The organism is Mesorhizobium sp. NZP2077 (assembly GCF_013170805.1).
Lineage (GTDB): Bacteria > Pseudomonadota > Alphaproteobacteria > Rhizobiales > Rhizobiaceae > Mesorhizobium.
This window is the reverse complement of record NZ_CP051293.1, coordinates 2,160,815-2,187,307: the sequence shown is the minus strand read 5'-3', so window position 1 is coordinate 2,187,307 and position 26,493 is coordinate 2,160,815. Positions and strand designations below refer to the sequence as shown.

The 26,493-nt window shown below is 60.2% G+C and carries 24 protein-coding genes and 5 pseudogenes; 16 read left to right on the top strand and 13 right to left on the bottom strand.

Features of this window, described 5'->3' with window-relative positions:
* Positions 1–16: 16 nt before the first annotated feature.
* The 7 genes and pseudogenes from HGP13_RS10680 to HGP13_RS37780 form a co-directional block, all read right to left on the bottom strand.
* Positions 17–1,249, bottom strand: coding sequence for an ABC transporter permease (locus tag HGP13_RS10680; RefSeq protein ID WP_172224973.1), 1,233 nt, complete (start codon positions 1,247–1,249; stop codon positions 17–19).
* 4 nt (positions 1,250–1,253) lie between these two features.
* Positions 1,254–2,375, bottom strand: coding sequence for an ABC transporter ATP-binding protein (locus tag HGP13_RS10675; protein WP_232375810.1), 1,122 nt, complete (start codon positions 2,373–2,375; stop codon positions 1,254–1,256).
* A gap of 24 nt (positions 2,376–2,399) precedes the next feature.
* Entirely contained in the window at positions 2,400–3,452 is a 1,053-nt protein-coding gene (locus HGP13_RS10670; RefSeq protein WP_172224970.1) for an ABC transporter substrate-binding protein, read from the bottom strand.
* Between the two features lie 652 nt (positions 3,453–4,104).
* On the bottom strand, positions 4,105–6,672 hold the full coding sequence (locus tag HGP13_RS10665; protein WP_172224967.1) for a cation-translocating P-type ATPase: 2,568 nt from the start codon (positions 6,670–6,672) through the stop codon (positions 4,105–4,107).
* 60 nt (positions 6,673–6,732) lie between these two features.
* Positions 6,733–7,569 carry a universal stress protein gene (locus HGP13_RS10660; protein ID WP_172224964.1) on the bottom strand — a complete coding sequence of 279 codons (837 nt, stop codon included), beginning with the start codon at positions 7,567–7,569 and terminating at the stop codon, positions 6,733–6,735.
* A gap of 292 nt (positions 7,570–7,861) precedes the next feature.
* Positions 7,862–8,932 carry an IS3 family transposase gene (locus HGP13_RS10655; protein WP_245268851.1) on the bottom strand — a complete coding sequence of 357 codons (1,071 nt, stop codon included), beginning with the start codon at positions 8,930–8,932 and terminating at the stop codon, positions 7,862–7,864.
* Positions 8,899–9,051 (bottom strand): annotated as a pseudogene (locus HGP13_RS37780) (transposase); the annotation flags it as partial. The gene HGP13_RS10655 and the pseudogene HGP13_RS37780, both read right to left, overlap by 34 nt.
* A 39-nt stretch (positions 9,052–9,090) precedes the next feature.
* Between HGP13_RS37780 and HGP13_RS10650 the strand changes: the two are divergent.
* From HGP13_RS10650 to HGP13_RS10625, 6 genes are all read left to right on the top strand, one after another.
* Positions 9,091–9,297: a DUF6429 family protein gene (locus HGP13_RS10650; RefSeq protein WP_172224958.1), complete on the top strand. Its 207-nt coding sequence runs from the start codon at positions 9,091–9,093 to the stop codon at positions 9,295–9,297.
* The gene (locus HGP13_RS10645) at positions 9,294–9,455 is read left to right on the top strand and encodes a hypothetical protein (protein ID WP_172224955.1); all 162 of its coding nucleotides are present in this window, start codon (positions 9,294–9,296) and stop codon (positions 9,453–9,455) included. Before HGP13_RS10650 ends, HGP13_RS10645 begins: the two co-directional genes overlap by 4 nt.
* A gap of 72 nt (positions 9,456–9,527) precedes the next feature.
* Positions 9,528–9,803 carry a hypothetical protein gene (locus HGP13_RS10640; RefSeq protein ID WP_172224953.1) on the top strand — a complete coding sequence of 92 codons (276 nt, stop codon included), beginning with the start codon at positions 9,528–9,530 and terminating at the stop codon, positions 9,801–9,803.
* Between the two features lie 635 nt (positions 9,804–10,438).
* The gene (locus tag HGP13_RS10635) at positions 10,439–10,651 is read left to right on the top strand and encodes a hypothetical protein (RefSeq protein ID WP_172224951.1); all 213 of its coding nucleotides are present in this window, start codon (positions 10,439–10,441) and stop codon (positions 10,649–10,651) included.
* A gap of 203 nt (positions 10,652–10,854) precedes the next feature.
* Complete coding sequence (locus tag HGP13_RS10630; protein ID WP_172224949.1) at positions 10,855–11,058, top strand: hypothetical protein; 204 nt, start codon at positions 10,855–10,857, stop codon at positions 11,056–11,058.
* 607 nt (positions 11,059–11,665) lie between these two features.
* The gene (locus HGP13_RS10625; RefSeq protein ID WP_172224947.1) at positions 11,666–12,376 is read left to right on the top strand and encodes a pentapeptide repeat-containing protein; all 711 of its coding nucleotides are present in this window, start codon (positions 11,666–11,668) and stop codon (positions 12,374–12,376) included.
* Between the two features lie 410 nt (positions 12,377–12,786).
* On the opposite strand, the gene HGP13_RS10620 is transcribed toward HGP13_RS10625, so the two are convergent.
* Positions 12,787–13,383 (bottom strand): LysR substrate-binding domain-containing protein, encoded by a 597-nt coding sequence (locus HGP13_RS10620; RefSeq protein ID WP_172234668.1) that lies wholly within the window; start codon positions 13,381–13,383, stop codon positions 12,787–12,789.
* Positions 13,384–13,595: 212 nt separating this feature from the next.
* On the opposite strand from HGP13_RS10620, the pseudogene HGP13_RS10615 reads away from it, so the two are divergent.
* A pseudogene (locus HGP13_RS10615) lies at positions 13,596–13,754 on the top strand (transposase); the annotation flags it as partial.
* A gap of 879 nt (positions 13,755–14,633) precedes the next feature.
* On the opposite strand, the gene HGP13_RS10610 reads toward HGP13_RS10615, so the two are convergent.
* Positions 14,634–14,960 carry a DUF6804 family protein gene (locus HGP13_RS10610; RefSeq protein ID WP_172224945.1) on the bottom strand — a complete coding sequence of 109 codons (327 nt, stop codon included), beginning with the start codon at positions 14,958–14,960 and terminating at the stop codon, positions 14,634–14,636.
* A 1-nt stretch (position 14,961) separates the two neighbouring features.
* The gene (locus tag HGP13_RS38725; protein ID WP_348647142.1) at positions 14,962–15,066 is read right to left on the bottom strand and encodes a YHYH domain-containing protein; all 105 of its coding nucleotides are present in this window, start codon (positions 15,064–15,066) and stop codon (positions 14,962–14,964) included.
* A 195-nt stretch (positions 15,067–15,261) separates the two neighbouring features.
* On the opposite strand from HGP13_RS38725, the gene HGP13_RS10600 reads away from it, so the two are divergent.
* The 5 genes from HGP13_RS10600 (at position 15,262) to HGP13_RS10585 (ending at position 17,572) form a co-directional block, all read left to right on the top strand.
* Positions 15,262–15,705, top strand: coding sequence for a MucR family transcriptional regulator (locus HGP13_RS10600; RefSeq protein ID WP_172224943.1), 444 nt, complete (start codon positions 15,262–15,264; stop codon positions 15,703–15,705).
* Positions 15,706–16,053: 348 nt separating this feature from the next.
* A complete protein-coding gene (locus tag HGP13_RS38530) occupies positions 16,054–16,182 on the top strand; it encodes a hypothetical protein (protein WP_281410990.1) in 129 nt (42 codons plus the stop codon).
* A 53-nt stretch (positions 16,183–16,235) separates the two neighbouring features.
* Positions 16,236–16,472, top strand: a complete 237-nt coding sequence (locus HGP13_RS10595; protein WP_172224941.1) for a hypothetical protein — start codon at positions 16,236–16,238, stop codon at positions 16,470–16,472.
* A gap of 393 nt (positions 16,473–16,865) precedes the next feature.
* Positions 16,866–17,159, top strand: coding sequence for a metalloregulator ArsR/SmtB family transcription factor (locus HGP13_RS10590; RefSeq protein ID WP_172234666.1), 294 nt, complete (start codon positions 16,866–16,868; stop codon positions 17,157–17,159).
* Between the two features lie 83 nt (positions 17,160–17,242).
* Positions 17,243–17,572 (top strand): rhodanese-like domain-containing protein, encoded by a 330-nt coding sequence (locus HGP13_RS10585; protein WP_172224939.1) that lies wholly within the window; start codon positions 17,243–17,245, stop codon positions 17,570–17,572.
* Between the two features lie 217 nt (positions 17,573–17,789).
* Here HGP13_RS10585 and HGP13_RS10580 read toward each other — a convergent pair whose 3' ends face one another.
* Positions 17,790–17,945: a hypothetical protein gene (locus HGP13_RS10580; protein ID WP_246707328.1), complete on the bottom strand. Its 156-nt coding sequence runs from the start codon at positions 17,943–17,945 to the stop codon at positions 17,790–17,792.
* Positions 17,946–18,234: 289 nt separating this feature from the next.
* Between HGP13_RS10580 and HGP13_RS10575 the strand changes: the two genes are divergently transcribed.
* From HGP13_RS10575 to HGP13_RS10565, 3 genes and pseudogenes are all read left to right on the top strand, one after another.
* Entirely contained in the window at positions 18,235–20,496 is a 2,262-nt protein-coding gene (locus tag HGP13_RS10575) for a cation:proton antiporter (protein ID WP_246707327.1), read from the top strand.
* Between the two features lie 615 nt (positions 20,497–21,111).
* A pseudogene (locus HGP13_RS10570) lies at positions 21,112–21,630 on the top strand (transposase); the annotation flags it as partial.
* 116 nt (positions 21,631–21,746) lie between these two features.
* Positions 21,747–22,862 (top strand): IS110 family transposase, encoded by a 1,116-nt coding sequence (locus HGP13_RS10565; protein WP_172224936.1) that lies wholly within the window; start codon positions 21,747–21,749, stop codon positions 22,860–22,862.
* Positions 22,863–23,156: 294 nt separating this feature from the next.
* Here the strand turns inward: HGP13_RS10565 and HGP13_RS10560 are convergent, their stop codons facing one another.
* Complete coding sequence (locus tag HGP13_RS10560) at positions 23,157–24,248, bottom strand: IS630 family transposase (protein WP_172234664.1); 1,092 nt, start codon at positions 24,246–24,248, stop codon at positions 23,157–23,159.
* A gap of 378 nt (positions 24,249–24,626) precedes the next feature.
* Positions 24,627–25,741: pseudogene (locus tag HGP13_RS10555) on the bottom strand (IS110 family transposase).
* A gap of 103 nt (positions 25,742–25,844) precedes the next feature.
* Here HGP13_RS10555 and HGP13_RS10550 point away from each other — a divergent pair.
* Positions 25,845–26,345, top strand: a pseudogene (locus HGP13_RS10550) (IS110 family transposase); the annotation flags it as partial.
* Between the last annotated feature and the right edge of the window lie 148 nt (positions 26,346–26,493).

The window sequence follows — 26,493 nt, the reverse complement described above, 5'->3', positions numbered from 1 at the left end:
AGGCAACCACATGGCGTCACCCGAGCTTGATCTTGTCGGCGCCAACGAGGCGCAGGAACAACAGGTAGATGGCAAGTGTCACGACAAGCAGGACCACACCCAGGCCTGCAGCCAGGCCCCAGTTGAGATCGCGGTTGATGTAGGTCGAGATGAAGTTGGACACCATCTGGTCGCGCGGCCCGCCAACCAGTGCCGGCGTGATATAGTAGCCGAGCGACAGGATGAAGGTCATCAGGCACCCGGCAACGACGCCAGGCAGCGTCTGCGGCGCATAGATCCGCCAGAAGGCGGAGGATGGCGGCGCCCCGAGCGAGCGAGCCGCCCTGAGCTGCGTGGTCGGGATCGAGCGCATGACGCTGTAGATCGGAAGGATGGTGAAGGGCAACTGGATGTGCGTCATTGCGATGACCGTGCCGACGCGCGTGAAGATGAGCTGAACCCTCTCGCCTGTCAGATGCAAGGCCATCAGCACGTCGTTGATGATGCCGTCGGACTGCAGCAGCACGACCCATGCTGTGGTGCGCACCAGCAGCGACGTCCATAGCGGCAGAAGCACCATCAGCATCATGATGCCCGCAATCGCCTTGGGCGCGATGGTCAGCACATAGGCGACGGGATAGCCCAGGATAAGGGTAAACAGCGTCACCAACCCGGCTACGAAAAGCGTCCGCCCCAACACGTCGAGGAAGATCGCCTGGTCGCCCTGGACGCGCTCGACCGATCCGTTCGGGGCTTGCTTGAGGTCGAGCGCGGTCAGCATATAGTAAGGCGTGAGAGAACCACCGTTGCGCTTGATGATCGCCCAGGTTTCAGGCGAGCCCCAATCCTGGTTCAACGCGAGAAACTTCTCCTTGTACGGACCGGTATCCAGTTTCTCGACCATCCGTGCTGCCGCCAGCACGCGGCTGCGCATGCCGGAAATCTCGTAGTTGAGACGCTTGCCGAGCAAGGCGGCCGTGCTGTTGTCCTTGGCGACCTTCAAGTCGGCGGCGAGCGCGGCGTAGACAGGTTCGTCCGGTGTTGAAGCGCCATCCCAGCTTTGGAGGGCCTCCAATGTGCGCGGCAGCACCTCGCGTGTCTCCGGATTGCCCACCGCCGTGACCAGCAGGTAAAGGATTGGAGCGACGAAGGCGACCACCAGGAAGACGATCAGCGGCAGAGCCAGCGAAAGCGCGGCCCGTCGAGCGGGTCTCTCTGCCCGACGTACGGCCATGAAGATGTTGACGCGGTCTATCTCCGCTACGGTCATGGCGTCATGCCTCCAGCAGACGGCATTCGGAAATGCCGCATTCGAGGACGACATCCTCGCCCAACGCAAAATGCCGCGCCTGCCGCGCCGGGATACGCGCGGTGACGAGCTGGCCGCCAAACGCCTCGACCGACAGCCGCATATGGTCGCCGAGGAAGAAGACGTCGCGCGCCTTGCCCGAGAAACGGTTGAGACCGGCACGGACACCCTTGCCGGCCAGCGAAATGTTCTCCGGCCGCACGGATACACTTATGTTCGCGCCCGTGCCCGACACATTGGCGCCGGCGGCCTTCAACGTCGTGCCGTCGGCCATGCGCGCGATGGCCACGCCTCCTTCCCGTCCAAGCAAGGTGCATGGCATCGTGTTGTTCTCGCCGATGAAGGAGGCAACGAAACGATTGGACGGCTCGTCGTACAGCGTTTTCGGATCCGCAAGCTGCTGGATACGGCCATCGTGGAAGACAGCGATGCGGTCCGACATGGTCAACGCTTCGGACTGGTCATGGGTGACGTAGACCATGGTGATGCCGAGCGAGGTCTGGAGTTGCTTGATTTCGATCTGCATGCGTTCGCGCAATTGCTTGTCGAGCGCCCCGAGGGGCTCGTCCATCAGCACCAGCGAGGGCTCGAACACGAGAGTGCGGGCCAATGCGACACGCTGCTGCTGGCCGCCGGAAAGCTGCGCCGGGCGACGATCGCCCAGCGCGTCGAGACTGACGCGGCCGAGCGCCTGGCGAACCTTTTCCTTCGCGGCCGCGCCGGTGATGCCACGATAGCGCAGCGGAAACGCAACATTCTCCGCCACAGTCATATGTGGAAACAGTGCGTAGTTCTGGAACACAAAGCCGATGTTGCGTTTCTCGGGCGGCAACCGCTCGACAGGCTTGCCGTCGAGCAGGATATGGCCGAGCGTCGGCTGTTCGAAACCGCCGAGCATCATGAGCGTCGTGGTTTTGCCGGAGCCCGAAGGCCCCAGCATGGTCAGGAACTCGCCACGAAAGACGTCGAGATTGAGGTCCTTCACGACGAAGTTGATGCCGTCGTAGGATTTCTTCACGTCCTCGAACCGAACGAGGGCATCGACTGGGTTGTCCGTCGCAAGTGACATTCGCTGGGCAAAATTCATCGATGCTCTCCTCCGAAGTCCTGACTACTGCGCGAGCCAGGTCGTGAACCGCTTGCGTATTTCGTCCCCATTGTCAGCCCAGAAGCCATTGTCGAGGGTTAGCGAAACCGTTAGATTCTGCGGGCTGGTCGGTAGATTCTTGGCATCCTCCGGCGCCACGAACTCGGCCGCCGATTTCCGTACAGGGCCGTAGGGAATGTATTTGGTGATCCCCGCGAGTACCTTGGGCTCGACCGCGTATTTGATAAAGGCAAGCGATCCCTCGGCATTCTTAGCGCCCTTGGGGATTACCCAGTAATTGGAGTCAAGGATCTGGTTGTCCCAGACGATCCGAAAATCCTTGCCTTCCTTGTTGGCGTTGTAGATGCGGCCGTTCCACGCGGTCGTCATCGTTACCTCGCCCGAAGCGAGCAACTGCGGTGCCTGGGCGCCCGCTTCCCACCACACAATGCTGTCCTTGATCGTGTCGAGCTTGGCGAAGGCACGATCCACTCCCGCCGGGGTCGACAGCGTTTCGTAGACCTGGTCAGGCGCAACGCCATCGGCGAGCAACGCGAATTCCAGGTTGGTTGCGGGGTTCTTCCAGAGGCCGCGCTTTCCGGGGAATTTCTTGGTGTCGAATAAGTCCTTGATCGTCTTCGGACCATCGGCCAGCTTGGCGCCGTCATAGGCAAGGGTCGTCGCATAGACGATCGTGCCGACGCCGCATTCCGAGGTCGTGCCCTTGATCCAATCGTCCTGCGGTCCGACCTTCGCCCAGTCGATTTTTTCGAAAATGCCCTCGTCGCATCCTTGCAGCAACGTCGGCGCATCGACATCGACGACATCTATGGTGGTGTTGCCGGATTCGATCATCGCCTTGATCTTGGCGATCTCGCCGCCATATTCCTGCTCGTCGATCTTGACCCCGGTCTCGGCGGTATAGGTTTCGAACACGGCTTTGCGCTGCGCTTCCTGATAAGCGCCACCGAAACTCATGACCGAAAGCGTGTCTTGCGCTCGCGCTGCATTCGAACAAAGCGGCGTCAGCGCCAACAGCGACAAAGTCAGCACACGACCTGTTAAGGGATATCTCATTTCCGCCACTCCCATTGATTGGAACCACGGCCTCGACTTCGTCTGAGTGAGCCTTGGCCGGTGCAAAACGGTAATTTGGCTAGGGCGCGACAGCAAATAAGTACATCGCATGGGCCCATGAGAAACCGTTATCGCGACAAGGCTGTCTCAGACCTCGCGTGAAGCGCTTGGCAGAGCGCTGGACGGCTAGCGTCGGTGCCGGCGACGACGTTCTGTACGCTTCGAGCGGATTTTTCGTAGGAATTGATCGACCCGACCGCTCCTCGAATACGACCATGCTTGCATTGTTGCCCTGCTTGTCCATGCACGGCAGGCCTAAGGAATCAGCTGCCTATGGCATCATTTTGCCCAGCACTCGCCATCGACGCTCCAGCTCCGCGTTCCACTCTGCCATTTATGCGACTTTCGAAGCACAAAAGGCGAACGGCGTGTGTTTTCGTCGTCAGCAGCCCTGCCCGCTCCGCAGCTCCGGCGACATTGCAAAGGATGGACTGCCCAACGCCGTCATCCGCGAGTTCGTGGATTGTCGGCGTTCATTGTGTCAACGCCGAAAAGGTTCGTCTTGGGGCGTCCTTCACTTTTCCAACCTTTGTTCACAACCAACTCTTCTCCAGCCGACGACTGGTCGTGTCTCGGCTCATAGAATCTGCTTCTAGCCCTTCAGTTGCTTCCGCCAGAGTGGCTTCAGCAACTCCAGGCATGCCAACACGGCAAACCCCGACGCAATCGTCACTGCCAGGTCGTTGAGATGCAGCGGTCCGAAGCGGAAGAGATCGGTGGCGAACGGCCACAGGAGTGTCCCGCTCAGCATCGAAGCGACGACCACGACAACAATCATGAGCGATCGATTGGGCCTGGTAATCGCGGTCAACAGTGATGCGCTGAAGGAGCGATTGGCAAAAATCAGCCCGACGATTGTCAGCACCAGCGAGAAAAATATCAGGGCTCGGATTTCGTTCTCAGCCATGCCCTGCTTCAGGGCGACAAGATAGATGCCCGCGAGAAATGCGAAGGCGAGCGTCCCCTGAACAAGCCCCCACCCGATCAAGGCGCCGGAGAACAAGGGCGCATCCGGGTTGCGAGGCGGACGGCGCATCACATCGTCTTCTTCGGTTTCAGCCTCGAAGACCAGCGAGCACACCGGATCGATCACCATCTCCAGAAAGGCGATATGTATTGGCCCGAACAGGATTGGCAGGCCAAACAGTAGGGGCAACAGCGAGAGACCTGCTATCGGAACGTGGACCGCGAAGATGAACCCCATGGCCTTGCGCAGATTGTCGAAGATGCGGCGGCCAAGCCGAACGGCTTTGACGATCGAACCGAAATCGTCGTCGAGCAGAACAATCGCCGACGCTTCGCGCGCTACGTCTGTGCCACGACCTCCCATGGCAATGCCGATATTGGCTGCCTTGAGCGATGGGGCGTCGTTGACCCCGTCGCCAGTCATGGCAACGATTTCACCATTCGACTTCAACGCGCTGACGATGCGAAGCTTCTGTTCGGGCATGATGCGCGCGAACACTGTCGCGGTTTTCACACGCAAAGCCAGCTCCTCGTCATTGAGCGCCTGCATCTCACTGCCGGTCACGATCCTCTCGGCATCGAGGCCGGCCTGGCGTGCGATCACCTTGGCGGTTGCCGGGTAGTCGCCGGTGATCATCATCACCCTGATTCCAGCTGAACGCGCGTCGCTTACGGCATCTGGGACACTTGCGCGCAGTGGATCGGTCAGGCCGACAAGTCCGAGGAACTCAAATTTGAAATCGTGTTGCGTCTCCGGCAAGGCGCCGCCGCGACGGGATACACGGGCCACGCCGAGCACGCGCAGCCCCTCGGCCGCCATGGCCTCGACCGAGCCCTTCAGGGCCTTGAATTCCTTTGCGTTCAGATGGCACAGCGCCCCGATCGCCTCTGGCGCGCCTTTTGCCGCAACCAGCGAATTGCCATCGCCACGTGTCGATTGCCAGACATTCGACATCGCCAGCAGACCGGGTCGAAGCGGATAGGCGCGGACCAGTTCCCAATCCGGATCCTCCAGTATCTTGCGTTTGGACAGCCGTTCCTTGGCGAGCTTGTGAAATGCGATCTCCATGGGGTCGAAAGGAATCTCGGCACTGGCAAGCGCTCCGATCTCGGTCAGATCGGCGAATGCCGCCGGCAGATCGGTGCCCGGGTTGTCCGCCATCCGAAACGACTTTCCATCCGCCGTCCGAAGTTCGGCAATCGTCATCCGGTTCTCGGTGAGAGTTCCTGTCTTGTCGGTGCAAAGGATCGTCGCCGAACCAAGGGTTTCGATCGCCGCGGCCCTGCGGGTCAGGACGCGCGCCTGTGATATGCGCCACGCACCCATGGCCATGAAGATCGTGAGCACGACGGGAAACTCTTCCGGCAGCATGGACATGCCGAGCGCGATGCCTGCGAGCACGGCGTCAAGCCATCCGCCCCGCAGAAGCCCATAAAGCAAGACGGCGACGACGCTGACCGCGCCGCCGACCATTGCGAAAATGCGTACAACGCGCCGCATCTGTGCCTGCAATCGCGGCGGTTCTGTCTCCATTGAACTCAGCGAGTGCCCTATCTTGCCGATTTCACTTCGTCGCCCCGTCGCCAGGACTTCGCCCATGCCTGAACCGCGAACGATCAGCGAACCCGAGAATATGAAAGGAAGGTCGTCACCGCCTGGTCGGCATTCGCTCAGTGGCGGGGCGCCGTCGGCAGCAATCTTTCGGACCGGTACGGATTCGCCGGTCAGCAGGGATTCGTCGCTCTGCAGATCCTGGCTCTGGACAAGCCTGGCATCGGCCGGCACCCGGTCACCCTCGCCGAGTACGACGAGATCCCCCCGGACAACCTCGCGACCGGCAATGCGCTTGCGTTCACCACCGCGTATGACCAGGGCGCGAGGGCTGGTGAGATCACGCAGCGCCTCCAGGACACGCTCGGTGCGTGTCTCCTGTATGATGGTTATGCCGATCGACATCGTGGCAAAGGCCAGCAGGATCAGCGCTTCCTCCAGATTGCCCAGAATGAGATAGACAACGCCGCCGCCAAGCAGGAGCGCCAGCATCGGCTCGCGAATGACCTCGAAGGCAATCCGCAAGGGCGTGCGTTGGTTGGACCTCGGCAGTTCGTTGTAGCCTTCGGCGGCAAGCCTGGCTTGCGCCTCGGCCTCTGAAAGGCCGGGAAACGCATCGGCCGTCGCGATAGGCTGGGGCATGTCAACTCTTTCGGACGGACTGTCAGCCAATGTCATCGCCAGCTCTCACAAGACGCTATTTCAGTGCGACAGGAGGATAGGAAGCCGCAGATCCGCGAGAACCCCTTCAGTTGCGCCGCCGAGCACGAAGTCCCTGACCCGCGAATGACCATATCCTCCCATGACCAGCAGCTTGCCACCGATCTTTAGGGCGTGCTCCTGGAGAGCGGCAGCAATCGAACGAGATCCAGCCTGGATCAAAGCGGTTTCGACCGTCAATCCGCGCATAATCAGGCCTCGCGCGAGGCGTTCGCCGATGTCTTTTCCGGGAAGCGGCTTTTCGTCGGTCACCGTGACAACAGTAACCTTGGAGGCGAGTTCCAGAAACGGCCTCGCATCTGCGACGGCCCTTGCCGCCACCCGACTGCCATCCCAGGCGATGACAACATGACCAACAACGCCAACGTCATCGTAGTCGGGAAGGAGCAGCGTCGGCCGTCCTGAGCCGAATACCAGCGCCTCGGCAGTCACCCGCGCTGAGGGGTTGTCCGGTGCCCAGCCGACCAGACAGATATCGAAATAGCGAGAGTGCTCGGCCGCTGTATCGCCCATCAACGCCGGGGGCGCCGTTATCTCCTGCGTGCTTAAGGTTACGCCGCCCTGTGAGGCCTCCTTAGCCACTGCCTCGAGCAAGGTCTTGCCATACTTGCGGCTGGTCGCCTCGACCTCCCGGATCTTGCTTGGGAGATCCAGCAGGTAGCTCGATAGCGCGTTCGAAACGTCGGGAATATCGACATTCACGGCGATAGCGTGAAGCGCTGCCCCCAATTGCCTGGCGAGCGCCGCTGCATTCGAAGCGATCTTCACCGTATTCGCCTCGGGATATGTAGTCAGCAAGAGACATGTCATGAGTTTCATCGGATTCGCCTCTGTCCCAACAGCGGCCAGATGGCCGCAAGCGTTTTTAACCCAATGGATGGACCGGGCTTTGATTCACCGCAAACCGTCAGATTGAGGCTCCGATCGTTGCCTTTCTGTGCCTCGCGCGAGCAGTTTCATATCTGCTGTAGGCGACCGGCGCCTCGATAACGCCCGGGAATGGCGCGGAGCGGGAGTGGCCAGTCTTCGCGACGTAAAATAATGACTGCTGCCAAGATCGATGATGCAGTCCTGGCGCTGCTTTGGCTGACGCTGACCTGCCACTGAACTGTCATCCAGCTGCGATTAGAGCCTCGACCGTTTTTGTTACGCCTTGTGGCGCGGGTTGAGCAACCGGCGGAGGCGCGGAGCCTTCCATCAGCACAGCGTCGGAGCCGGTTGCGGTGATGACCTCGGCATAGGCTGCCGGGGTCTGGTAGCCGAGCGAGGAATGTGGCCTGGCGGTGTTGAAGTCCTCCCTCCATTCGGCGATGGCGCTTCGGGCGTGGTCGAGACCGAAGAAGAGGCTCTCGTTCAACAGCTCGTCGCGCATCCGGCCGTTGAAACTCTCGACGTAACCGTTCTGCATCGGCTTGCCCGGCGCGATGTAGTGCCATTCGATCCTGCAATCCTTCGACCAGGCGAGGATGGCGTTCGAGGTAAACTCGGTGCCGTGGTCGGAGACGATCATGCCCGGCTTGCCGCGGTGGGTGATCAGTTCCGTCAGTTCACGGGCAACCCGACGGCCGGAGATCGAGGTGTCCGGGATCGCGGCCAGGCATTCGCGCGTCACGTCGTCGACGATGTTGAGCACGCGGAACCTGCGGCCGCAGGCGAACTGGTCATGCACGAAATCCAGCGACCAGCGCGCGTTTGGCTTTGCCTCGACCAGGATCGGCGCCCGCGTGCCGACCGCTCGCCGCCTTGCCCGGCGCTTGCGCACCGTCAGGCCTTCCTCGCGGTAGAGACGATAGATGCGGTTGACCCCAGATGCCTCGCCCTCGCGCCTGAGCAGGATGAACAGCCGCCTGTAGCCAAAGCGTCGGCGCTCGTTGGCGAGGTCGCGCAACCTGCCACGCAGCTCCGTCTCGGGCGGACGCCGGGACTGGTAGCGGATCATCCTGCGATCGGCGCCGACGAAGGAACAGGCCCGACGCTCCGACAAGCCCATGACGGCCTGCAGATGCGCGACGGCTTCGCGCTTAACGGCGGGCCCTACCATTTTTTTGACAGAAGCTCGCGCAGCGCCGAGGCTTCCAGCATCTGATCGGCGAGCAGCTTCTTCAGCTTGGCGTTCTCGTCTTCCAGCGCCTTCAGCCGCTTGGCGTCGGACACGTCCATCCCGCCATACTTCGCCTTCCAATTATACAGCGTCGCCTCCGAGACCCCGTGCTTGCGAGCCAAATCGCCCGCCTTCGCTCCCGCCTCGTGCTCGCGCAGAACCGCAATGATCTGCTCTTCCGTGAACCGCTTTCTCTTCATCAGTCCGTCCTTCGATCAAGGGCCGGACTCTAATCTCAGATGGAGGAAATTCTCAGTGGCAGGTCAACGCCGCACGATGAACGGTGCGCCTGGAAGGGCTTTGACTGGGACGTGACGGATCGACTTCACCGGAAAGGACTGATCGCCGACCCGGTCAACAAGGCAAAATCCTTGGTGTTGACGGATGAGGGTCTTAGACGCTCGGAGGAGCTGTTTCGCGCTCTGTTTACGCGGCCGACGCCATGAGCGCCGAAGCGGGCCGCCTTCATGGCGACGCTGATCACCACCTCGCAAAGCTCACCGACGTCGATCCGCAGGCCCGGCAGGCCGATGTTCTCTCATGCATCGCGAACACGCCATCACACGGCTCAAGGATTAGCTTCCCTGGAATTGAAGCTCTTTGACGGTCGCAGCATCTGCCTGATCGGGCCTTTCATTATTGAGCTCACATGCAAATCGGATCTTGAGGCCGTCAGATGGGATATCGCAACTCAGCTCTTTACACCCTCAAATATGTGGCTGAGATGCTCGAAGAGGACGAAGACTTTTTGCGCGATTGCTCGATCGAGATGTTCTCGGAAGACGGTTGCCTGAGCGCCTACGACGACTATCCCGCATCCGAATTGAGCGAACCTATCGTCGTCCTCACCGAAGATGGCATCGACAACCTTCGGCATATCGTAGACGAGCGCAGGGCTGCGGGTCGCGCACCGCCGAAACCCACCGCAGAAAACCGTCGCCCGAAATCGTAGCCACCGCTGCTCTGGCCAGATGGGTACCCCGTGGGCGCAATCCGGACATTCTCAAACCTCGAAACGCAAAAAACCGCCCCGGTTAGACCGGCGCGGTTAGGGTATTATGACGAAACTGGTTGCGGGGACACGATTTAAGACTGCAAACCGCCCTATAACTTGCAGAAGAGTCGAGTTAGCAAACGAATTCAGTGGCAGCACTGTATTGGCGGTATCCCTCTTCCGACACGAAACCCCAGATTAGCGCTGCGATCAAGCTTGCACCACTGCGGATCCACACCCGCCAACTTCCTTCCCGGCCGCCCTGCCGGGGTATCGGCTAACGGTCGCGCCGTCGGAACAGTTCAGGGGTTGGATTCAGGCACTTCATACACTGGCCGGGGCTTGCTTTGTGGCTGACAGTGGCACGACCATAAACATGAACCACCACGGCGGCACCAACTTGTGGAGCGCGCTAATCCCGCAGACCTGGGCGGTCGGGGACGAATTCAGCATAGATGTGACGGTGCCACTCAAATAGCAGGATTACTCCCGATTTCGATGTCTCGACTGGGTTACGGATCAGCGGCCCACTATGGAGCCAACCAGCGACATGGCGCATAGTTTCGCGCTCGGCGACCGGGAGCGCCGTAACGATGGTCTACACAGTGATTTGGTACGGTAGGCAAGGCGTGGTTGAAAAGGCGCCGTTCGATGCCGAAAAGGACGCCAGGGAGCATGCCCAGGCGACGTTCGCTGCTCGACAGCAGGATGACGGCGTCGTGGCGGTAGAAGTTCGCAAACACGACGGCACGGTTGTCTTTAGCCAAGCGGGCGGCAGCGGTGGTGGTGTCGACGGCGGCGGCTAATAAGCGCAACCTTCTGTGCGGGAGTGGAAAATCGTTAGGGGCACCGCGCGGCTCATTTTCGACCTTGCCTCCCGCACGTAACGTGCAACATCGCGAATCTTGTGGCGGACGCGTCGATATCGTGCGGCGCGGCCTTTCTTCCGCCACCCGAGGCGCGTTCATAGGCCTTCACGTTTTCTACTGAGTAGCGCAAAGGAGTTCACATGGCTGCTACCGCAGTTCTGGTCTGGTATCTGGTAATCGCCGGCCCGCAGGGCGGCATGGTGGTGCTGCCCAGCACCTTCGACAAGCGCGAACAGTGCACCGCCGCGATCACCGAATATCAGAAGCAGCCGACACCCGCCGGCTGGTCGGTACAGTGCGTGCCGAGCGCCTCGCCCTTCACCGACAATGGATCAGCCGAATAGCTGCGTTGTCGCTTGCCGCTTACGGTGGCGGCTAGTAAAGCCCGCTGCCTACTGGTGAGCGGGCAGCGGGCCTTTTGTTTCGGCAGGTGGAGGCCCACCGGGCTGCAAATGTGCCGTTCGCTGCCTATGGATGGTTAGCTGGCGCTGCCAGAAACGGCCACTTACGAATCCGTAAGGAACTCAAGCGCGGCCATTGTTTCAGGGTGTGCTAAATTAGGACGATGAGGCTCCTGCTTATCGCTCTGGCGTTCTGTTTTTTATGGCGCTCGCCTTTTGGATGCGTCTTCTGCGGCGGACCTGATGTCCGCTTGGCCGGCGTCATCCCAAGCCCACCCCACTGGGCGCCGGCCATTTTCATCAGCGCTTCTTCGCCTTCGGCGTGATCTCCTCGATCCGCACCTTGTCGCGGATTTCTGAGCACTATCCGCCGGGCTCTTGCATTCAATAAGGTCCGACAGTCGACCCAATTTGGCCCGCTGCCTCACGGTGGCGGGCTTTTCATTTGGCTGTGGGACTAGGCGGGATTGGCGGGCAAAATGCCGTCGCTTTCGAGCGTCAGCAGATGTGGTAAGGTTGATTTTCGGCGAGTAGCAGAGGTCCAGCAACAATGACTTTGAGACGAACCAGAGCTTACGGCACATCCGGCTTGGTTCTAGCGGTTTGCATTGTATTTGCTTGGCAGAAAGCCACTGCGGCTCAAAATTGCGACGCAGCCGCGACGCCTGGCGTCAATTGGCAGGACTGTGACAAAAAGCTTCTCATCCTAAAAGGACAGGACCTGAGCGGGGCGAACCTGAGCGGTGTTGATTTCACTTCGACCGACCTCAGGAACAGCAATCTCCTTGCGGCAAATTTTGAGAAGGCAACGCTTGTGCGTGCTTCCCTGGCCGACTCGACCGCCAAAGGCGCCCGGTTCGACAAAATCGAGGCCTACAGGACCGACTTCAGCCATATGGACGCGCAGGGCGCTGTGTTTACGAGCGCGGAAGTGCAGCGCTCGAATTTCCAGGACGCCAATCTGACCAATGTTGATTTCACAAAGGCGGAATTGGGGCGAGCGCAGTTCAATGACGCCGATATCAGCGGCAGCCGCTTTTCGTTTGCCAATCTCGCGCGGGCGGACTTCCGAGGAGCGACGTTCACCGCACCGATAGACTTTGACCGCGCTTTTTTCTTTCTGACCCGTATCGAGGGCCTCGATCTTTCCAATTCGACGGGTCTATCCCAGTGGCAGCTCAACATGGCTTGCGGAGACGCCCGGACCGAGTTGCCCTCTGGCTTGACGAGGCCTGAAGATTGGCCCTGTAGCGAGCCATAGGCTCGGCGCCGCGTCGCTGCCGGGGCTGAGACCGGCGACCTCCAGCCTGACTTTGGGCCTGCAGAGCAGCAGACCGAGGACCGGGCAATAAGGATCGCAAAGGTCCTAGCCGGGAAGCATGCCGGCGTCATTGCGTGGTTACGCGACGCCACGCCTCGCTTGGCGAATATGGGGAGCCCACAAACCCTCTTCGTCGGCGGCGACGTGCCCGACATGGCGTGACTGCGGTTGCCCAACGAGACGGAGATGAAAACCTGCCGTCAGGCCTTGGCCTTCCGCCCTTTTTTGAGGCCTTCTTCGCTGGCGTTGTCGCAACTACCTTGCGACCGAGGCCGGAAGACTTTGCGAGTGCCGACCGCTGAACCGCGTAGCTTGGCGCAAGCTACTGTTCAGGCGACGCCCCGCCTAAGCTAAAACAGCCTCACATTGCCACTTCGGTTATCTTCAAGCGCCGTTCGGAACTCCCGTTCGAAAACCTGCTGCAGCATCGACGACACCTGCGTGCGGTTGCGGGTCATGTAGATGTGACAGGGAAGTCGAGGAGCGAACGGTCGGATGGTGAGTTGGCCTTCCCACCGGGCTGCAGAAAACGGATCAACGATTGAAACGCCCAGACCTTGTGTGACGAGCGCGCAGGCTGTGTCGGCGAAAGGGGTTTCAAAACGGCAGTCGATGGAAATGCCCACATCAACGAGCGCGCGATCAATATCCTGCCTGGTACGATCGTCTCGTCCCAGGGCGATGAATGCCTGCTCCGCAAATTGTAATGGGCTAATGACTTCTTCGTTGGCAAAGGCATGGTCGAGCGGCGCCACGCAGACACACTCGGCCTCAAAGATCAGATCGCAGGTGATCGCAATGTCGACCACCGGCGCCTGGATGAGACCAACGTCGATCTGCCGCCCAGCGGTCAACTCGGCGATCCTCGGTGAGGCACTGGGGAAAATGCTCATCCGAGCCTTCGGATGGCGTCCGGCAAAATCCTTGAGAAAACGCGGCAGGACGATGCTTGCAACGACAGGTTCTCATCGCATGGCAACCGCGCCGAGAGGCGCCACCTCCGCTCGCGTTTGTGTCAAAAACTTGGTGGTGGTTATTTGAAAGCACCCCTCCTTCATGGCTCGCTTTGTGAGGAACTTGCGACGTCCGTGAAGGGTCGTCGCCGACCGGCGGCTTCCATATTCGACCGAAGTCTGATTCAGACCCTGCATGAGGCGATATCAAGCTGACCGATTTCGAATTGTGCGCCATCGAGTCGCTGTTGCCCAACAAGCCGCGAGGAGTGCCGCGCGTAGACGACCGCCACGTGCTGAACGATATATTCTGGGTGCTGCGATTGGGTACGCCCTGGCGCGATCTGCCAGAGCGATACGGTCCCATGCCGAACAGGAAAACCCGCCGACCAAAGTCGACGGGCTTTTTCCTCGTACTACGCGGCTTTCCAGGTTGGCCCCCGCCAGAACTCCAGAAAACTCAGCGCTGAGGACACCAGTACTTCAAATCCTTGATCGACGCTGTAACCGAGTGGCAACAGGCAACCCGAATTTGCTACAGGAGGCCCGCAAGGCGTCTGCTCTGGGTCTCCTTGAAATGTTGGCAAGAAAATGACGCAAAAAATCCTTTGATCCCGGTCAAGGCGATGATTTTGCAATTACACTATTTCATCCCACATTCGTTGCCATTTTCCTTGGGTGATATAGTGGATGAAGAAATACCCGACCCCCTTATCAGCAAAACGGACAATTCCGAGTCTCGTTTCATTTGCCAGAAAGAGGCCAACTTGCAGTGGACCGTATGGGATCGCTTCACCAACAGACCTGCAAGCCTGGGAGGACGTGAACTGGTAGGGTGCACGTCCTATCGAGCAAGTGCGGCCGCCTCTGTGCTGACGCAGATTTATTCGACTGGGCTAGAGGCAGGGCCGCATCCACGGCGACGCGAGCCCGAAACGCCCGAGGCCTTGGAAGAGCGCGCCTCACGGAAGTCCGAAGAGGATGAGTAATTCGCAGCGGTTGTGTCGCGACTCTTCCGTCTACGGCGTCCTTCCCAGGGCATGAACTATTCTTCAACAGCGAACAGGCGCAGACCCTGACGTCTGCGGCTTCGAACGTTGTGCCGAGAGCTGGCGGTGCTGCCGGAACAGCCATCTTGCCGGCAATCGCGGGGGCCTGGGCTCTGTTGGTCTGCAATGCTACAAACTGGAAAATCGTGGCGAGCAGTTAGAAATCGTCTAGTTTCGGGAATGAGACCTGACCATCTATCCGCGCTGGCGATATGCGACAAAACCGAATAGGGCCGCCGCTCCGACATTGAACACTGCCCACAGTTCGCGCGGCAGATGAACTGGTAGGAATGGGTTGAAGATCGCCGCGGCTCCGAAAAGTGCCCAAGCAAGGTTACGATTCTCGGGCCCTGATTTCCAGACCATGGCTCCGCAGTAGATCCCGGCCGCGCAGACGACCACACGAAGAAGTTGATAATAGCCGTACGGCCACGGCGCCACCGCCAGCAGCGACATGACCGCTACGCAAATGCAGACCAGCCGAACCGTGCCGCTCGGCGTTGAAAGCCAAGTCTTCAGCATGTCAGTGGCAGTGATATTCGCCAGTCTTGTGATTCTTATGGCACCCGTTGGCATCGGTGCCGCCGCCGTGTGCAAACGAGTTGTTCGAAAATGTGAAAACTAGAATTGCTACGGCTGCGAAAATTGTTGTCTTCGTAACTTCCCCCTAAGTGTTTTTCCACAAAGCACGATCGTTGCGCAAGCACAAGCCGGTCTCCACAATTCGGCATCCTCCTCAGCGCCGGCGTATCTGATAGCGGGTTGCGTCGCTGCAGCGCACAAAATACATAGGACGCAACATCAATCAGGAAGCAACGAACAAATGCCAGCCACCGCAGACCAGAACGCCATCGAGCTGATCGAACTCACCGCCGATATTGTCTCGGCCTTCGTGAGCAACAATTCGGTGCCAGTCTCAAACTTGGCGGATCTGATCTCGTCGGTTCACGCGTCCCTTTCCTCAGTCGGCAAAGACACGCCACCGCCAGCCGAGCCGCTTACGCCAGCGGTCAATCCTAAGCGGTCGGTGACGCCTGATTTCATCGTCTGCCTGGACGATGGCAAAAAGTTCAAATCGCTGAAGCGCCACCTGGCCCAGCTCGGCATGACGCCTGATCAATATCGCGCAAAATGGAACTTGCCGGGCGACTATCCAATGGTAGCGCCGAACTATGCCGCACAACGTTCCGCGTTGGCGAAGTCGATTGGGCTCGGGCGGAAAGCAGCGCCGCCGAAGAAAGCTCCGGCCAAGCGGAAGGCCAAATAGTCCGCCCGTCCATAGCGCGCCGGGATATGTGTGCGCTTCCGCGATAACACCATAACGACGCGTAGAAGAATCGGTCATTTAGGACTGGCGGCGGACCTGATTGTCCGCGTGGCCGGCGCTGGGCCCAGCTCCCACCCTCGGCGCCGGCCCTCTCTAAGCATCCCGATTTCGATGTCTCGACTGGGTTACGGATCAGCGGCCCGCTATGGAGCCAACCAGCAACATGGCGCATAGTTTCGCGCTCGGCGACCGGGAGCGCCGTAACGATGGTCTACACAGTGATTTGGTACGGTAGGCAAGGCGTGGTTGAAAAGGCGCCGTTCGATGCCGAAAAGGACGCCAGGGAGCATGCCCAGGCGACGTTCGCTGCTCGACAGCAGTGACGGCGTCGTGGCGGTAGAAGTTCGCAAACGCGACGGCACGGTTGTCTTTAGCCAAGCGGGCGGCATCGGTGGTGGTGTCGACGGCGGCGGCTAATAAGCGCAACCTTCCGTGCGGGAGTGGGGGCCGTTCAAGATTCAGTGCTTCGGATGGTGAAAGCCCATGCGGCGACGATGAACGGCGTCAACGGTTGGCGTTACGAGGCTTCGGATATCGAGGGGGGTGGATCCCTGACCGCGTCGCCGCCGGCGAAGGATGTGGCCAAGTTGCACGGCCTTGGCTTCTTCGGGCTGATGGCTCAGGGGATGCATCATCAGCGGCACCACCTAATGATTGCACGAGGCGAAATCCTCACCTCTAATGCGGGAAAAAGACAATCTGCCTGACTATCTTTGCTTCGATCCAGGTCAGAATCCGGCCGCTGTCCCACTCATGTGCACAGCACCCGGAAAATCGCCGGATAGCCCGCAGCACCAGCAGCGTCGGGCATGTATCCGTTGCTGCCCGGATAACGACTGACCTAGCTTCAATGTCGCCGAACGGCCTGGATCCGCTCGCGGCCTTCTAGGAGATAATGATCGATTGAGCCGCCGGGCTTGGCCGCCGCTTACACCGCCGTGCCGACCAGCGCGCCGATGCCGGCAATCGCGCTCCCCGGCTTGGGAATTGAGCCAGATCAACCCAAGCCCGCGGCCTAGCTGTCAGGTTACTCGAACAAGCCGTTTGGCGGCCTGCCGATTGGCTTGCAATTAACATTCAAATATTTTAAATTCAAGAATATGAATGTAAGAGAGATGATCCCGGCTTCGGGAAAGGCAGCGGACCTGCTTAGGAGCCTATCCCATCCCCAACGGCTTCTGGTCCTCTGCGCGTTGGGGAAGGACGAGCGCTCTGTCGCGGAACTGCGCGAGTTGTTGGGCATCGACCAAGTGCCGATGTCACAGCAACTGATGCGGTTGCGTGCTGACGGCCTAGTCGAGTCGCGCCGCGATGGCACGACTGCCTACTACCGCATCACCCGGCCGGAAGTGCTCACTGTAGTCGAAGCGCTTCACTCGGCCTTTTGTCGCTGACGAGAAACAGTTGCGATCGACAATCTCATAGGCCTCAAAGGCGGCGCACAGCATGCTGCCTCCGGAAAAACAGGAGAAGTGCAATGTTTGGATTTGGAGCGAGCTCGGCAGCCAAGACACTGACACCGACGCAAGTGCGCCAGATGGGTGACGCTGTCACGCTTGTCGATGTCAGGGAAGACGGCGAGTGGGCATCTGGGCATATAGCCGGTGCCGTCCATATTCCATTAGGCAGGCTTCGTGACGAAATGGACCGGATTCCATCCGGCAAACCAGTCGTGTTTTATTGCCACGCCGGCGGCCGCTCATCGCAAGCGATAGCCATCGCCATGGCGGCAGGACAGGCGCACAATACACATATGGGCGGCGGCATCAGCGCCTGGCGTGCGCAAGGTTTCCCGTCTGCGGCCTGACAGCGACGGCGTTTTTTCTCAACACCGGTGAGTTGCGAGGTGTCACGGTCGCGGCGGTTCTCTGGCAATGATGAAGAATGATTTCGGTGGTTAACGGCTCCGACGAAAAGGCTAGACGATCAAATTCGCTATGCTTCAGAGATGGAGGCGCTTCGACCTTAGGCTTAGACAGTCTTTCGTCTCACCGGTTGTGTGCAATCGATGGAGGTATGACCTCTCACATGCCGCGCCAGTCCTCGGGCGCGACATCGGCGATTGACTGCGAGAAGGTCCAGTTGTGGCCAGCAAGGTCACGGCATGAATATTGGCGCTCGCCAAAGGGATAGCTCGTCGGCCCGCTCAATATGTTGGCGCCGATCGAGTGCGTCGACATCCTCGACGCGCACCATCACGGCGAATGGTTCGCCTTTCCGCACCTGATGCGATAATAGCAGGCTATGGAGCAGTCGAGTGACATAACGTGGCGTGGTTCCGCGAACAGCCACTTCGGAGACTGGTCATAGAAGCTATCGGCGGCAACCATAGTTCTCCATCGGAGACGCGCACGGATCACAGTGGCAACGCAAATCCCTATCATGCGTTGTTGGCGTAGGCGCATTCCACTGCGGGGCTTCATGAATTGTCAGGCGGCGACACGTTCGGCTACGAAGGTGCTGCCATTGATGATGCTTTTTCTTCTTCCGAACAGCATGAGTTGGGCGGCGGGTGCCGAGCCGTCGGGCATGGGTGGCTCTGCGGAAGGCACCTTCGTTGCAGAAATTGTCCTCTTGCTTTTGGTCGGCCGGGGGCTCGGCGAAATCTTTCAGCGCTACGGCCAGCCGGCAATCATGGGTCAGTTGATCGGCGGCATCCTGCTTGGTCCTTCCCTCTTCGGCTGGCTGTGGCCCGAGGCGCAGCAGCTGATCTTCTCGACCGAGCCGGCGCACAGGAGCATGCTCGACGCAGTCTCGCAGCTCGGCATCCTGTTGCTTCTTCTCTTGACCGGTATGGAGACCGACCTGCGCCTCGTGCGCCGGGTAGGTGCGGCTTGTTTTTCGATCTCTATCACCGGCGTCGTCGTGCCCTTCGCCTGCGGCTTCGCGCTGGCGCAATTGCTGCCGGACTCTCTGTTGCCCGATCCCAAGCAGCGCCTCGTTGCCGGCCTGTTCCTCGGCACGGCATTGTCGATCTCGTCGGTCAAGATCGTCGCCATGGTGGTTCGCGAGATGAACTTCATGCGCCGCAATCTCGGCCAGGTCATCATCTCCTCGGCGATCATCGAGGACACGGTCGGCTGGCTGATCATCGCCGTCGCCTTCGGCATCGCCACCAATGGCAGCCTGCAGATGCTGCCGCTCATCGCCACTGTGGCCGAGGTGGCACTGTTCATGGTGTTCTCCTTCACCATCGGCCGGCGCCTCGTCTTCGCGCTGATCCGCTGGAGCAACGACTCTTTCCGCAGCGAATATGCCGTCATCACCGTGATCCTCATCATCATGGGCGTGATGGCCCTGATCACCAACCTGATCGGTGTCCACACCGTGCTCGGCGCCTTCGTCGCCGGCATACTGGTCGGCGAATCGCCGATCCTGTCCGATCACATTGAAGGCCAGTTGCGCGGCGTCATCACCGCACTGTTCATGCCGGTCTTCTTCGGCATGGCCGGCCTGTCCGCCGACCTCACCGTGCTCACTGATCCGACGCTTGCGCTGCTGACGTTGGCGCTGGTGGCGATCGCTAGCGTCGGCAAGTTCGGCGGCGCTTTCCTCGGTGGCCGGCTGGCCGGCATGTCGTTGAAGGAAGCCACCGCCGTAGGCAGCGCCATGAACGCGCGCGGCTCGACAGAGGTGATCGTCGCCAGCATCGGCCTGTCGATGAACATCCTCTCTCACAACCTGTTCACGATGATTGTCACCATGGCCGTCATCACTACGCTCGCCATGCCGCCGATGCTGCGCTGGGCGCTTGGCCGGTTGCCAATCAACGACACCGAGAGGCAGCGTGTCGATCGCGAGCTGCTCGACGAGCGCGGCTTCGTCCCCAAGCTGGAACGGTTGTTGGTACTGGTCGACGACAGCCCTAACGGCAAGTTCACTGCTTACCTCGCGGGCTTGGTCGGCGGCGGCAGCGGCATGCCGACCACGCTTCTCCAACTCAAGGACGGCGAACTGTCGAGGCTTCCCCCTGCCAAGGGTCCAGACCGGGCTGTAAAGGAGGTCAAGAAGGGAGCGGCAAAGAGCGCTAAGGCCGTGAGCAAGGCGGAGGACGCACCGGTCGATAAAGTCCATTTGACTGCCCGCAGCGAGCTCGGGGCAACCGCCGAGACAATCGCCGAGGAAGCCCGCAAGGGTTTTGGCCTCCTGGTGGTCGGCTTGGCGACCATGCTGACCGACAAGGGATCGTTCACCGACGCATTGAACGACATGACCGCCGGCTTCGACGGTCCGCTATGCCTGGTGTTGAACGGCACAAGATCCACCGGCAAGATGCCGGTTCTGAAAGCCGGCACCACCATACTGGTTCCCGTCAACGGCACGGAAGTTTCGCGCCGCGCCGCCGATTTCGCGCTTGCGCTGGCGCGGCCGCACCGGGCCCGCGTCAAGGTTCTCTATGTTTCACAGACTACCAAAGGCAGCCGCCCGGGATCCGTTTCCCATCGGCGCGAGGAGGCCGTGCTCAAGGACATCGTCGACCTCGCAGATCGCTATGGCGTATCCGTCGAGACGGCGATCCGCACCAGCGCCGCACCCAACGAAGCGATCGCCCGCGAAGTGGCCAAGGGTATAGTGATGGTGGTGATGGGCGTGACGCAACGGCCGGGCGATGAGCTGTTCTTCGGCGACACCGCTATGGCGGTCCTTGCCGGCGTGGACTGTCCGGTCGTGCTGCTGGCCAGCGAACGCGTAAAGCACGCAGCGAACAGTAGGGAAGCGCATGCTGCGTGAATGGCATGTACAAAAGGGAGCCCAGGCTTCTTGACGTCCCCAAAAACATCGTCGGCTTCCTCGCCGGTGCAATGCGCATGACGCGGACGGGTTTGCCGATCACATCGGCGGGACGCTTCTGGACTATAGGTGCGAGCGCTGCGCGCTCCCAGAGCTTGCACGAGCGGCCTCCTCGACTTGGTCTTGGCACCAGCAGCCAATCCGCGACCTGAAAGGCAATGGCAAATTGTCCAGGGCGCCGTTGGTCAAACTCGGCGTGGAAGATTCGCCATTGCCTTTAACTTTGCCGCCCGAGTCGTTCTGCAAATTTTGCATGGTTCTTGGCTACAAGGCTGTGCGGGGGCTTCGCTGAGCGGTCCGTCCGTGTCCACCGCGTCGCCTAACGGGGGCGGTCACGCCGTCGCCGACATCAGCCGCAAACTAAAATCCTCATGGCCACCAACTGTGGCCCGCGGGTTCCTGCATGAGAGGCTTTCGTACATGGGGTAATCGCGGAGTGATTCGCTTCGTCTGCATACGTGATGAATAGCGGGCGACAGGTGGTTGCTCCCCGATATGATTGAAGAGACGGGCTCACGATTGGCGCCAGGCCCGATTATCGGAGGGAGAACAATTATGGGTGAGTTTATCGGGCTTGACGCATCTTTGAAAGAGACTGCCGTTTCCATACGGCGCGCAGGCAAACGGGTGTGGCGGGGCAAGTGCCCGTCAGACCCTACGCTGCTAGCGGAGTTGATCCGCAAGCGTGCGGCCGATGTCGAACGGGTGGTGTTCGAAACCGGCCCGCTGTCAGTCTGGTTCTATCATGGACTGATCCGGCAAGGAGTGCCGGCGATCTGTATCGACGCCCGTCACGCCAAAGCGGCGCTGGACATGGCGCCGAATAAAACTGACGCGAACGACGCCGACGGCTTGGCGCATCTGGCTGAGGTAGGTTTCTATCGGGAAGTGCGGGTGAAGGGTTACGACAGCATGCTGATACGCACTTTGGTTGCTGGACGTACAAAGCTCGTTCGCATCACAACCGATCTTTCAAATCAGATACGCGGCCTCCTGAAAACGTTCGGGCTAGTCGTTCCCCGTGGGCAAGGCAGCACCTTTGAGAAAAACATCTATCGGCTACTCGATGGCGAGGACGCGCTAGTCCCTATGATTGCTGGGCCTGAGGGCGGCCCGTCATCCGATATGCAACGGTACGAGGGTTAAGCCGGCTGGCCGGCGCAGAGCCTCATGCATAGGAGACGGGCCATATGGACCATATCAGATTTGTCGGTTTGGATATTCACAAGGAACGGATCTCAGTCGCGGTGGCGGAGAGCGGACGCTCCGGCTCGGTGGAATATCTCGGCGAGATTGCCAATGATGCTGATACCATCAGCAAGCTGTGCGATCGTCTCAGGCGGTCCGGCAAGCCACTGGCGTTTTGTTATGAGGCCGGCCCGTGCGGCTATGGCGTTCATCGCCAACTCACGCGCCTCGGCCATCGGTGCGACGTGGTGGCGCCATCGCTGATTCCGCGGAAGCCTGGCGATCGGGTGAAGACGAACCGTCGCGACGCCACCATGCTCGCCCGCCTTCATCGGGCCGGAGAGTTGACCCCAGTCTGGGTGCCCGACGCCGATCATGAAGCCATGCGCGACCTGATCCGGTTGCGCAGCGTCGTGCGACAGGTGGTGACGCGAGCGCGCCAACATCTTCAAGGATTTCTGCTGCGTCACGGGCGCAAGCATGAGCGCGGGACGGCCTGGCGAAAGGCTTACCGGCGATGGCTTTCGACATTGGCCTTCGACCATCCCGCTCAGCAGATCGCATTTCAGGACTACGTCGATGCTGTCATGGATGCGGAACGGCGCCTGCAGCAGGTCGAGGAACAGATACTCAGCCTGCTCCCGGAATGGAACCAGCGCCCGGTCGTTGACGCCTTGCAGGCGATGCGCGGCATCGCGCTGATTAATGCCGTGGTGCTGGTCGCGGAGGTCGGTGACTTCACACGCTTCTCAAACCCACGCCAGCTCATGGCCTATTTTGGCCTGGTCCCCGGAGAACAATCGAGTGGTGAGACCGTCTGGCGCGGCGGCATCACCAAGACCGGCAACACTCATGCCCGGCGCGCGCTGGTCGAAGGCGCCTGGGCTTACCGGATGAGAGCGCGCATCGGCCGGCACAAGGTCGACCGGATCGAGGCGCTGCCGAAAGTCGTTCGCGATATCGGGTGGAAAGCGCAAGTTCGACTGTGCACCCGATATCGTCGGCTGAGCGCGCGCGGCAAGAATGCGAACGTCGTCAATGTCGCCATCGCACGCGAGATGGTGGGCTTCATCTGGTCGATCGCCTGCACGGTTCAATCCGCGCCAAAGACGGCGTGACCACTATTTGACAGACAGCCAGCAGAGGAGACCACAACACAGGATCAGCCTCGGCGCGATATGCGGCGCTGGAGGCGGGACAATGCCGGGGAGCCCTCGTCTCCACTATGAGCCTCGACGCTCGCCACCTAGACAGAGGCAGCCCCAAACGAAACCAGGTCATGCGGCCCGACCCGCGGATGAGAGATTGTTGACCGACGTTCAAGTCCCGCCTCTTGCACCTCATATCCGCCGTACAAGTGCCTCGACCGCCGATCCGGATCGGCGGGCCGCAGCTTATGTCAAAGGCCATTGTCAGCAATCATGAGAGTGGATTGATTCCAACGCTTGGTGCCCGCGTTTGACGGCTGCAATGATCTCATCGGGGTCTGCTTTCCAGACGAATGGCCGGGGTTCGTGATTGTGCTCAGTCATGAAGCGGTTGATTGCCGCCTGCAGATCGACGACGGAGTGGAAGACACCGTGTTTCAGTCTACGTCGTGTCAGTTTGGCGAAGAAGCCCTCGACAGCGTTGAGCCATGAACATGATGTTGGAACGAAGTGGAAGGTCCATCGCGGATGTCTTGCCAGCCAGGCGCGGACCTTCGGCTGCTTATGGGTCGCGTAGTTGTCGAGAATGACGTGGACTGCCTTATCCTTCGGCAGTTGCGCCTCAATCACGTTGAGGAAACGGATGAACTCCTGATGCCGGTGTCGCTGCATGTTGCGGCCGATCACCGAGCCGTCGAGAACATTGAGGGCAGCAAACAGGGTGGTGGTTCCGTGGCGCTTGTAATCATGGGTCATCGTGCCACCCCGCCCCTTCTTTAACGGAAGTCCTGGCTGGGTGCGGTCCAGCGCCTGGATCTGGCTCTTTTCATCGACGGAAAGAACAATGGCATGGGCCGGCGGCGAGACGTAGAGCCCAACGACATCGTGCAGTTTCTCGGCAAAGGCCTTGTCATTCGACAGTTTGAAGCTGCGCCAGCGGTGCGGTGCAAGACCATGCTCGTGCCATATCTTGACGACCGAAGAGGCCGCGATCCCCACCGCCTTTGCCATCGCGCGAACGGTCCAGTGTGTGGCCTCTTGCTTGGGCGTTTCCAGCGTCAGCGCGATCACCTGATCGACCAGTTCGGGATCGAGTGGCGCAATGCCTGGCGGGCGGCTCTTGTCGCGCAAAAGGCCATCCACGCCTTCGGCCATAAAACGCTCCTGCCATCGCCACACGCAGGTCTTCGATTTGCCGGTAGCCTGCATAATGGTCACGGTTCCCAAGCCGTCATCGCTCATCAGAATGATCTTCGCCCGCCACGCATGCTTCTGCGGCGAACCGTGCTTTGCCACGATGGCTTCGAGCTGGATCCTGTCGGCGGCAGTGACGTCAAATGTAATACCGGTGCGCATGCCCGATCGTCGCACATGCGAAAACAGATGGGAATCCAACATCGGACTCTTTTGTCTCGATCAATCCACTCTCATGATTGCTGACAATGGCCTTTGACATAAGCTGCGGCCCGCCGATCCGGATCGGCGGTCGAGGCACTTGTACGGCGGATATGAGGTGCAAGAGGCGGGACTTGAACGTCGGTCAACAATCTCTCATCCGCGGGTCGGGCCGCATGACCTGGTTTCGTTTGGGGCTGCCTCTGTCTAGGTGGCGAGCGTCGAGGCTCATAGTGGAGACGAGGGCTCCCCGGCATTGTCCCGCCTCCAGCGCCGCATATCGCGCCGAGGCTGATCCTGTGTTGTGGTCTCCTCTGCTGGCTGTCTGTCAAATAGTGGTCACGCCGTCTTTGGCGCGGATTGAACCGTGCAGGCGATCGACCAGATGAAGCCCACCATCTCGCGTGCGATGGCGACATTGACGACGTTCGCATTCTTGCCGCGCGCGCTCAGCCGACGATATCGGGTGCACAGTCGAACTTGCGCTTTCCACCCGATATCGCGAACGACTTTCGGCAGCGCCTCGATCCGGTCGACCTTGTGCCGGCCGATGCGCGCTCTCATCCGGTAAGCCCAGGCGCCTTCGACCAGCGCGCGCCGGGCATGAGTGTTGCCGGTCTTGGTGATGCCGCCGCGCCAGACGGTCTCACCACTCGATTGTTCTCCGGGGACCAGGCCAAAATAGGCCATGAGCTGGCGTGGGTTTGAGAAGCGTGTGAAGTCACCGACCTCCGCGACCAGCACCACGGCATTAATCAGCGCGATGCCGCGCATCGCCTGCAAGGCGTCAACGACCGGGCGCTGGTTCCATTCCGGGAGCAGGCTGAGTATCTGTTCCTCGACCTGCTGCAGGCGCCGTTCCGCATCCATGACAGCATCGACGTAGTCCTGAAATGCGATCTGCTGAGCGGGATGGTCGAAGGCCAATGTCGAAAGCCATCGCCGGTAAGCCTTTCGCCAGGCCGTCCCGCGCTCATGCTTGCGCCCGTGACGCAGCAGAAATCCTTGAAGATGTTGGCGCGCTCGCGTCACCACCTGTCGCACGACGCTGCGCAACCGGATCAGGTCGCGCATGGCTTCATGATCGGCGTCGGCACCCAGACTGGGGTCAACTCTCCGGCCCGATGAAGGCGGGCGAGCATGGTGGCGTCGCGACGGTTCGTCTTCACCCGATCGCCAGGCTTCCGCGGAATCAGCGATGGCGCCACCACGTCGCACCGATGGCCGAGGCGCGTGAGTTAGCGATGAACGCCATAGCCGCACGGGCCGGCCTCATAACAAAACGCCAGTGGCTTGCCGGACCGCCTGAGACGATCGCACAGCTTGCTGATGGTATCAGCATCATTGGCAATCTCGCCGAGATATTCCACCGAGCCGGAGCGTCCGCTCTCCGCCACCGCGACTGAGATCCGTTCCTTGTGAATATCCAAACCGACAAATCTGATATGGTCCATATGGCCCGTCTCCTATGCATGAGGCTCTGCGCCGGCCAGCCGGCTTAACCCTCGTACCGTTGCATATCGGATGACGGGCCGCCCTCAGGCCCAGCAATCATAGGGACTAGCACGAATTATTCTTCCAATATTGGAGGCATGGCGCACCATGCGAGCAAGAGCCGCTGAACTGGGGCGTCAACTCACGTCTGCGGCGCGCGAGAGCCAAGCATGCCAGCTCTTGATGACGATACCCGGCATCGGCGTCGTGACCGCAACCACCTTTACCACGGCGATTGAAGATCCCTCCAACTTCGCCAAGTCACGATCCGTGGGTGCGTGGATTGGTTTGACCACGCGGCGATATCAATCTGGCGAGGTCGACTATGACGGACATATCTCAAGACGTGGTGACGCCAATCTGCGAGCTCTTCTGTATGAGGCCGCGACCGTGATCTTGACGCGCACTCATGAGGAAAGTGAATTGCGAACCTGGGGGCTCAAACTTCGTGAGAAACTCGGGTTCAAGCGGGCCGCTGTCGCCGTCGCCCGGAAGCTGGCGGTCATCATGCATGCCATGCTGAAATCAGGTGAACTGTTCAGTCGGACGACCGCTACAGCATAAATTTTTACCGTCGATTGCGCCGAGACGTCCCTGCCGGGACGTGAGCTGGCCCATTCCGAGAACAGGCGTTGCACCGTCAAGCCATCTTGACGCGTGCGCTTCGTACAGTGGAAGGGCCGTTCCGTGGAGACCCATCATGCAGCGACAT

Coding starts and splice junctions, on each gene's coding strand:
- HGP13_RS10680 (WP_172224973.1), bottom strand. CDS start 1,249: ATGACCGTAGCGGAGATAGACCGCGTCAACATCTTCATGGCCGTACGT.
- HGP13_RS10675 (WP_232375810.1), bottom strand. CDS start 2,375: ATGAATTTTGCCCAGCGAATGTCACTTGCGACGGACAACCCAGTCGAT.
- HGP13_RS10670 (WP_172224970.1), bottom strand. CDS start 3,452: ATGAGATATCCCTTAACAGGTCGTGTGCTGACTTTGTCGCTGTTGGCG.
- HGP13_RS10665 (WP_172224967.1), bottom strand. CDS start 6,672: ATGCCCCAGCCTATCGCGACGGCCGATGCGTTTCCCGGCCTTTCAGAG.
- HGP13_RS10660 (WP_172224964.1), bottom strand. CDS start 7,569: ATGAAACTCATGACATGTCTCTTGCTGACTACATATCCCGAGGCGAAT.
- HGP13_RS10650 (WP_172224958.1), top strand. CDS start 9,091: ATGGAGGAAATTCTCAGTGGCAGGTCAACGCCGCACGATGAACGGTGC.
- HGP13_RS10645 (WP_172224955.1), top strand. CDS start 9,294: ATGAGCGCCGAAGCGGGCCGCCTTCATGGCGACGCTGATCACCACCTC.
- HGP13_RS10640 (WP_172224953.1), top strand. CDS start 9,528: ATGGGATATCGCAACTCAGCTCTTTACACCCTCAAATATGTGGCTGAG.
- HGP13_RS10635 (WP_172224951.1), top strand. CDS start 10,439: ATGGTCTACACAGTGATTTGGTACGGTAGGCAAGGCGTGGTTGAAAAG.
- HGP13_RS10630 (WP_172224949.1), top strand. CDS start 10,855: ATGGCTGCTACCGCAGTTCTGGTCTGGTATCTGGTAATCGCCGGCCCG.
- HGP13_RS10625 (WP_172224947.1), top strand. CDS start 11,666: ATGACTTTGAGACGAACCAGAGCTTACGGCACATCCGGCTTGGTTCTA.
- HGP13_RS10610 (WP_172224945.1), bottom strand. CDS start 14,960: ATGCTGAAGACTTGGCTTTCAACGCCGAGCGGCACGGTTCGGCTGGTC.
- HGP13_RS10600 (WP_172224943.1), top strand. CDS start 15,262: ATGCCAGCCACCGCAGACCAGAACGCCATCGAGCTGATCGAACTCACC.
- HGP13_RS38530 (WP_281410990.1), top strand. CDS start 16,054: ATGCCCAGGCGACGTTCGCTGCTCGACAGCAGTGACGGCGTCGTGGCG.
- HGP13_RS10595 (WP_172224941.1), top strand. CDS start 16,236: ATGGTGAAAGCCCATGCGGCGACGATGAACGGCGTCAACGGTTGGCGT.
- HGP13_RS10590 (WP_172234666.1), top strand. CDS start 16,866: ATGAATGTAAGAGAGATGATCCCGGCTTCGGGAAAGGCAGCGGACCTG.
- HGP13_RS10585 (WP_172224939.1), top strand. CDS start 17,243: ATGTTTGGATTTGGAGCGAGCTCGGCAGCCAAGACACTGACACCGACG.
- HGP13_RS10580 (WP_246707328.1), bottom strand. CDS start 17,945: ATGTCGACGCACTCGATCGGCGCCAACATATTGAGCGGGCCGACGAGC.
- HGP13_RS10575 (WP_246707327.1), top strand. CDS start 18,235: ATGATGCTTTTTCTTCTTCCGAACAGCATGAGTTGGGCGGCGGGTGCC.
- HGP13_RS10565 (WP_172224936.1), top strand. CDS start 21,747: ATGGACCATATCAGATTTGTCGGTTTGGATATTCACAAGGAACGGATC.
- HGP13_RS10560 (WP_172234664.1), bottom strand. CDS start 24,248: ATGCGCACCGGTATTACATTTGACGTCACTGCCGCCGACAGGATCCAG.